General features: G+C 75.4%; 5 protein-coding genes and 1 pseudogene. 4 read left to right on the top strand and 2 right to left on the bottom strand.

Annotation, left to right across the window (positions count from 1 at the left end; genetic code table 11):
* The 4 genes and pseudogenes from OP18_RS50250 to OP18_RS50235 form a co-directional block, all read left to right on the top strand.
* Positions 1 to 642 (top strand): annotated as a pseudogene (locus OP18_RS50250) (hypothetical protein); the annotation flags it as partial.
* Position 643: 1 nt separating this feature from the next.
* The gene (locus OP18_RS50245; protein WP_033367846.1) at positions 644 to 994 is read left to right on the top strand and encodes a hypothetical protein; all 351 of its coding nucleotides are present in this window, start codon (positions 644 to 646) and stop codon (positions 992 to 994) included.
* Positions 988 to 2,535, top strand: a complete 1,548-nt coding sequence (locus OP18_RS50240; RefSeq protein ID WP_156090372.1) for a DNA polymerase Y family protein — start codon at positions 988 to 990, stop codon at positions 2,533 to 2,535. The genes OP18_RS50245 and OP18_RS50240 overlap by 7 nt, the downstream gene beginning before the upstream one ends.
* Positions 2,535 to 5,849 carry an error-prone DNA polymerase gene (locus OP18_RS50235; RefSeq protein ID WP_033367844.1) on the top strand — a complete coding sequence of 1,105 codons (3,315 nt, stop codon included), beginning with the start codon at positions 2,535 to 2,537 and terminating at the stop codon, positions 5,847 to 5,849. The genes OP18_RS50240 and OP18_RS50235 overlap by 1 nt, the downstream gene beginning before the upstream one ends.
* Here the strand turns inward: OP18_RS50235 and OP18_RS50230 are convergent.
* A complete protein-coding gene (locus tag OP18_RS50230) occupies positions 5,846 to 6,271 on the bottom strand; it encodes a hypothetical protein (protein WP_033367842.1) in 426 nt (141 codons plus the stop codon). The genes OP18_RS50235 and OP18_RS50230 overlap by 4 nt on opposite strands.
* Entirely contained in the window at positions 6,264 to 6,629 is a 366-nt protein-coding gene (locus OP18_RS50225) for a hypothetical protein (protein WP_033367840.1), read from the bottom strand. The genes OP18_RS50230 and OP18_RS50225 overlap by 8 nt, the downstream gene beginning before the upstream one ends.
* Between the last annotated feature and the right edge of the window lie 388 nt (positions 6,630 to 7,017).

Genomic DNA, 7,017 nt, shown 5'->3' with positions numbered 1-7,017 from the left:
GAGCAGGCCGGTGGGGCTGGGGTCGGGGCGGGGAAGGTGCTGCCGGTGCTCGCGGGGCTGCGGGCGTTGCTGCCGGGGGGCGGGCTGCGGCGGGGGGCGACGGTCGCGGTGCAGACGTCGTCGGTGCTGCTGGCGTTGCTGGCGGCGGCGAGCCGGGCGGGGTCGTGGTGTGCGGTGGTGGGGATGCCGGCGTTGAGTCCGGTGGCGGCGGCGGAGATGGGGGTCGCGCTCGAGCGGCTGGCGTTGGTGCCGCATCCGGGGACCGAGTGGGCGGGCATCGTGGCGGCGCTGCTCGACGGGGTGGACATCGTGGTGGCGGCGGTGCCGGGGACGGTGGCGCCGTCGGTGGCGGGGCGGCTGGCGGCGCGGGCCCGGCAGCGGGGCAGTGTGCTCATGCCGGCGGGGGTGTGGGCGGGGGCGGACGTGACGGTGACCCCTGTCCAGCAGAGCTGGGGCGGGCTCGGCGAAGGGCGGGGGCGGCTGCGCTGCCGGGAGCTGACCATCCAGGCCCGCGGCCGGGGCGCGGCGAGCGCCGCGCGTGAGGTGACACTGTGGCTGCCCGCGCTGGAAGGGCCGCTGCCGCCGGTCCACGACGCGCGGATGCCGCGGAAGGCGCCCGCGGCGCTGCGGAGGGTCGGCTGACATGCGCCCGACCACCGCGACCCGCCACCCGAACGGCTCGACCGCCGCGACCCGCCACCCGAACCGCTCGACCGCCGCGACCCGCCACCCGAACCGCCCGGCCGCCGCGACCCGCACCCTGGACAGCCCGGCTACCGTGACCCGCACTCCGAACACCTCGGCCGCCCCGACCGGCGACCCGGACGGCCCAGCGGCCCGCCACCCGCACAGACCGGCCCCCGCGACCGGCGACCCGCACAGACCGGCCCCCGCGACCGGCGACCCGCACAGACCGGCCCCCGCGGCCCGGCTGGCCACCACGGCCGGCCGGCCGGAGACGGTGGTCCGCGCCGTGGGGGAGCGGTGGTGGTGATGCTGCGCACGATCGTGGTGTGGTGCCCCGACTGGCCGGTGATCGCGGCCGAGATCGTGGACGGGTACCCGGCGGACGAGCCGGTGGCGGTGCTGCACGCCAACCGGGTCCTCGCCACGTCGCCCGCGGCGCGGGCCGAAGGGGTGCGGCGCGGGCTGCGCAAACGGGAGGCGCAGGGGCGGTGCCCGCACCTCATCGTGCTGGAGCACGACCCCGGGCGGGACATGCGGGCGTTCGAGCCGGTGCTCGCGGCGGTCGAGGAGCTCGCGCCCGGGGTGGAGACGCTGCGGCCCGGGGCGTGCGCGCTCGCGGCCCGCGGGCCAGCCCGGTACTACGGCGGCGAGGCCGTCGCCGCCGAGCGGATCGTCGAGCACATCGCGCAGCGCTGCGACGTGGAGGCGCAGGTCGGCGTGGCCGAGGGGACGTTCGCGGCGGGGCTCGCGGCGCGGGCCGGGGTGCTCGTGCCACCGGGGGAGACCGCGGCGTTCCTGGCGGACCTCAGCATCACCGCGCTCGGCCGGCCCGCGCTCGCCGACCTGCTGCGGCGGCTCGGGATCCACACCCTGGCCGAGTTCGCGGCGCTGCCGGGGCCGGACGTGCTGGCGCGGTTCGGGTTCGACGCGGCACTCGCGCACCGGCTCGCCGGCGGCAACGACGAGCGGCCGCTCGCCCCGCGCCGGCCGCCGCCGGACCTCGACGTGACCGAGACGTTCGACGAGCCGGTCGAGCGGGTCGACGCCGCCGCGTTCGCGGCCCGGGCCCTCGCGGAGCGGCTGCACGAGCGGCTCGGCGCGCACGGGCTGGCCTGCACCCGGCTCGGCATCGAGGCGACCACCGTCACCGGGCAGGAGCTGCTGCGGACCTGGCGGCACGACGGGCTGCTGAGCGTGAACGCGATCGCCGACCGCCTCCGCTGGCAGCTCGACGGCTGGCTCACCGGCACCGGCAAGAACAGCGACACCACCAGGCCCAACGGCGCGATAGCGCGGCTGCGGCTGATCCCTGAGGGCGTCGTCGAGCACCTCGGCCTCCAGCCCGGCCTGTGGGGCGAGGCCGGCGACGAGCGCGACCGCGCCCACCGGGCCCTCACCCGCGTCCAGGGCCTGCTGGGACCCGACGCGGTCCTCACCGCCGTCCTCGACGGCGGGCGCGCCGACAGCAGCCGGATCCGGCTCGTGGCGTTCGGCGACGAACGGGTCGCGCAGGGCACCGACGCGCCGTGGCCGGGGCGGCTGCCGTCCCCGTCGCCGGCGACCGTGTACCCGGAGCCGCTGCCCGCGGAGGTGCTGGACGGCGACGGGCGCACGGTCCGGGTCAGCGGGCGCCTGGAGCTCAGCGGCGCGCCCGCGACCGTACGGATCGGCGACGGCCAGCCGGTCGGCGTGGTCGCGTGGGCCGGGCCGTGGCCGGCCGACGAACGCTGGTGGGACGACGGCGAGGCCCGCCGCCGCGCCCGGTTCCAGCTCCAGCTCGCCGACGACCAGGCGATCCTGGCCGTCCTCGAGGAAGGCACCTGGCACGTGGAAGCGCTGTACGACTGATGGGATTCACCAACCCCGACATCCCGTGGCGGGAGCTGGAACGCCGCCTCAGCGGACCCGCCGGCTTCCACCCCGACGTCCTGGCCGCCGACGACGGCGACGGCGGCGACGCCCCCGCCTGGACCCGCAGACGCCCCGGGTACACCGCACCGCCGGAGCTGGAACGCGACCCCGGCGCGGTGCCGTACGCGGAGCTGCACTGCCACACGAACTTCAGCTTCCTCGACGGCGCCAGCCACCCCGAGGAGCTCGCCGAGGCCGCGGCCCGGCTCGGCCTGTCCGCGGTCGCGATCACCGACCACGACGGCTTCTACGGCGTGGTCCGTTTCGCCGAGGCCGCCCGGGAGCTGGACCTCCGCACGGTGTTCGGGGCGGAGCTGTCGCTGGGGCTGCCCGGTCCGCAGCAGGGCGAGCCCGACCCGCGGGGGCGGCACCTGCTCGTCCTCGCCAGGGGCCCGGAGGGGTACGCGCGGCTGTCGCGCACCATCAGCGAGGCCCACCTGCGCGGCGGCGAGAAGGGCCGGCCGGTGTACGACCTGGAGGAGGTCGCCGCGACCCTGCGCGACCACGCGCTGATCCTCACCGGCTGCCGCAAGGGGCACGTGCCGGCGGCGCTGCTGGAGCACGGCACGGACGCGGCGGGACGGGAGCTGGACCGCCTCACGCACCTGTTCGGCGCCGGGTCGGTGGCGGTGGAGCTGACCTCGCACGGCGGCCCGGAGGACGACGAACGCAACGACGCCCTCGCCGGCCTGGCGCGGGCCAGGGGCCTGCCGGTCGTCGCCACGAACAACGTGCACTACGCGACCCCGGGCCGCCGGCGGCTGGCGACCGCCCTGGCCGCCGTGCGGGCCCGGCGCAGCCTCGACGACATCGACGGCTGGCTGCCCGCGGCCGGCACCGCCCACCTGCGCTCCGGCGCGGAGATGGCGGCCCGGTTCGCGGCCTGGCCGGGCGCCGTCGCGAACGCCGCGCGGTTCGGCGAGCAGCTCGCGTTCGACCTGCAGCTCGTCGCGCCCCGGCTGCCGGACTACCCGGTGCCGGTGCCCGGCATGTCGGAGATGGACTGGCTGCGGCACCTGACGATGACGAAGGCCGCCGAGCGGTACCGCGGCAACGACCGGGCGCACGCCCAGCTGGCGCACGAGCTGGCGCTCATCGAGGAGCTGAACTTCCCCGGCTACTTCCTCGTCGTGTACGACATCGTCACGTTCTGCCGGGAGAACGACATCTACTGCCAGGGGCGCGGCTCCGCGGCGAACTCGGCGGTCTGCTTCGCGCTCGGCATCACCAACGTCGACGCCGTCAAGTGGGGGCTGCTGTTCGAGCGGTTCCTGTCCCCGGAGCGCGACGGGCCGCCCGACATCGACGTCGACATCGAGTCCGACCAGCGGGAGAAGGTCATCCAGCACGTCTACGCGAAGTACGGCCGCCGGTACACCGCCCAGGTCGCCAACGTCATCTCGTACCGGCCGAAGTCCGCGGTGCGGGACATGGCCAAGGCGTTCGGGCACTCCCCGGGGCAGCAGGACGCGTGGAGCAGGCAGGTCGAACGGTGGGGCGCGCTGGAGGACGGCGACCACGACGACATCCCGCGGCAGGTGGTCGAGCACGCCAACGCGCTGCTCACGTTCCCCCGGCACCTGGGCATCCACTCCGGCGGCATGGTCATCTGCGACCGGCCGGTGATCGAGGTGTGCCCCGTCGAGCACGCCAGGATGCCGGGCCGCACGGTCCTGCAGTGGGACAAGGACGACTGCGCCTCCGTCGGGCTGGTCAAGTTCGACCTGCTGGGGCTGGGCATGCTGTCGGCGCTGCGGTACGCGTTCGAGATGATCGGCGGCGAGCTGGACATCTCCACGATGCCGCTGGACGACCCGGAGGTGTACGACATGCTGTGCCGGGCCGACTCCGTCGGGGTGTTCCAGGTGGAGAGCCGCGCGCAGATGGCGACCCTGCCCAGGCTGAAGCCCCGCGAGTTCTACGACCTGGTCGTCGAGGTCGCGCTGATCCGGCCCGGCCCGATCCAGGGCGGTTCGGTGCATCCGTACATCCGCCGCAAGAACGGTCAGGAGCGGGTCACCTACCCGCATCCGCTGCTGGAGCGGTCCCTGGAGAAGACGAAGGGCGTGCCGCTGTTCCAGGAGCAGCTGATGCAGATGGCGATCGACGTGGCCGGCTTCACCCCCGCCGAGTCCGATGAGCTGCGCCGTGCCATGGGCTCGAAACGCTCGATGGAGCGCATGGGCCGCATCCGGCGGCGTCTGTACGAGGGGATGGCGGCCAACGGGATCACCGGCGCCCTCGCCGACGACCTGTTCGACAAGCTCGCCGCGTTCGCCAACTACGGGTTCCCGGAGAGCCACGCGATGAGCTTCGCGTACCTGGTGTACGCGAGCGCGTGGCTGAAGCGGTACCACCCGGCGGCGTTCTGCGCGGCGCTGCTCAACGCCCAGCCGATGGGGTTCTACTCGCCGCAGTCGCTGGTCGACGACGCCCGCCGGCACGGGGTCACCGTCCGGCGCCCCGACGTGAACCTGAGCGCGGCGAAGGCGACCCTGGAGGACCCGGTCCCGGGGGAGACGCCGGGCGCCGGGCCGTCCGGGTGGGGCCGCGGCGGGCCGGTCGTGCGGCTCGGGCTGTCCGCGGTGCGGTCGCTGGGCGACGAGGTCGCGGAACGGATCGCGGCGGGGCGCGGCACGTACACCTCCATGAGCGACGTGGCCCGCCGGGCCCGGCTGAGCACCGCCCACCTGGAGGCCCTGGCCACGGCGGACGCGTTCGCGAGCCTCGGGCTCAGCCGGCGGGAGGCGCTGTGGGCGGCGGGCGCCGCGGCGCAGGAGACGGCGGGCCGGCTGCCGGGCACGACCGGTGGCCTGGAGGCGCCGATGCTGCCGGGCATGGACGCCGTGGAACGCATGGTCGCCGACGTGTGGGCGACCGGCCTGGCCCCGGACGCGCACCCGGCGCAGTTCGCCCGGGAGTACCTCGACCGGATCGGCGCGCTGTCCGTGCGGCGGCTGCACGACGTCGAACCGGGCCGCAGGGTGTCCGTCGGCGGGATCGTCACGCACCGGCAGCGCCCGGCGACCGCGGGTGGGGTCACGTTCATCAACCTGGAGGACGAGACCGGCATGCTCAACGTCACCTGCACGCCCGGGCTGTGGCAGCGGCACCGCCGGGTCGCCCGCACCGCCGGCGCGATGGTGGTGCGCGGGGTGCTGGAGAAGGCCGAGGGCGTGCTCAACCTGCGCGCCGACCACCTGGCGGTGCTGCGCCTGCCGGTCCGTCCGGCGTCCCGCGACTTCCGCTAGCCGGCCTCGCCGGCCCGGCCCGGCGCGCCGGGGCGGCGGCCGCGCAGCAGCCACCACAGGCCGACGACCGGCAGGACGAGCGGGACGTAGCCGTACCCCTGCCCGTAGTCGGACCAGACGGTGGCGTCGGGGAAGGCGGCGGCGTCCACCACGCTGAGCGTGCCGACGGTCAGCACGCCGAGCAGCTCGAAGCCGCAGGCGGCCAGGGCGAGGCGGCGGGCGCCGCGGGCCAGGGCGACGGTCGCCACCACGTAGACGGCGGCGGCCAGCGCCGACAGTGAGTACGCCAGGGGCGCCTCGCCGAACTTCGTGGCGATCTGCACGCCCGCGCGGGCGGTCGCGGCCAGGGCGAACACCCCGTAGATCGCGACCAGGACCCGGCCGGGTCCGCGGTGCAGCCGGCCGTTGTCGTCGTCAGCCATTCCAGATCTGTCCCAGTCGCAGGATGAGCACGGGCACGATGACGGCGGCGCTGCCGATGAGCAGCGAACCCCACCGGGTCGGTTCCATCCGGGCGAGGACCGCACCGGCCGGCGGGAGCAGCAGCGCCGTCAACATGTACCCGACGAGGGTGACGACGAGGCCGCCGTCGTCCGGGCCGCCGCCGCGGGCCAGGCCGACGACGAGCGCGACCACCTGCACCAGCACGAGGACCCCGACCACGGCGAGGCCCTGGAAGAGCGGGCGGGTCGGGGCGCGGTGCCGGAAGAACTCCACGAACGCCCAGGCCGCCAGGGCGAGCGACAGCACGGAGATGGCGACTGCCAGAGGCCCGATCACGGCCGACAGCGTAATGCGGCGGGCCGGGAGCGCCTGCTCCGGGCCCGCCGCGCGGTATGTTCCGGGCTGGGTACCGGCCTTGTGAGGGGTTGACGACACCAGGGACACCGGGTTCGAACGGTGCCCCCAGCTGCCCGGTGACACGGCCGGCGGGGTCGCGCGGTTCGCGACTGTCGCCTACCTTGCATTGCGCTGGGCCGTGGCACGTTTGGGGGATTCAATGCTTTTCGAGATTGCCTAACGTCTACGACAACAGCAACACGATCACACCAATGAGCTGGGGGATGTAATGAGCGAGTGGGACAGCGGCGACCACGGCGACAACGGCCTGGACTACAGCCACGCTGAGGCCGGTCACGAGCAGGAGGCGCTGGACCAGCTGCACCAG

The organism is Dactylosporangium aurantiacum (genome assembly GCF_000716715.1).
Taxonomy (GTDB): Bacteria; Actinomycetota; Actinomycetes; order Mycobacteriales; family Micromonosporaceae; genus Dactylosporangium; species Dactylosporangium aurantiacum.
This window is presented reverse-complemented; position numbering and strand designations above follow the sequence as displayed.